Origin of the sequence: Corynebacterium sp. MSK044 (assembly GCF_030232825.1) — a bacterium.
Lineage (GTDB): Bacteria > Actinomycetota > Actinomycetes > Mycobacteriales > Mycobacteriaceae > Corynebacterium.
On record NZ_JASPJJ010000082.1, the window covers coordinates 1 to 276 of the forward strand.

Here is a 276-nt window from a genome sequence, read left to right on the forward strand (position 1 = left end):
CCACGATGGTTTCCTGCTAGGTCTTTGAGCTGTTTGTTGATGCCACCTTCCAGCAGGTTCGTGGTGGCTTTTAAATCCTGTGTGACACCTTCAGGCGGGTCAAGGAAGGTAAATAATTGTCCGGCGTGGATGAGCTTTTCTAGCCGTTTTAGAGCCCTGCGGGCGTTGCGGTGGGTGTACCACCATTTCTGGTTGGGGCTGACCCATTTCGGTACTTGGCCTGCTGGTATAGCACTGCGGTAGGTTCGCTCTTTAAGCCAATCGGCAAAGGTAATG

1 pseudogene is annotated in these 276 nt (G+C 52.5%); it reads right to left on the bottom strand.

Features of this window, described 5'->3' with window-relative positions:
* A pseudogene (locus QP994_RS11165) lies at window positions 1–276 on the bottom strand (IS256-like element ISCau1 family transposase); the annotation flags it as partial.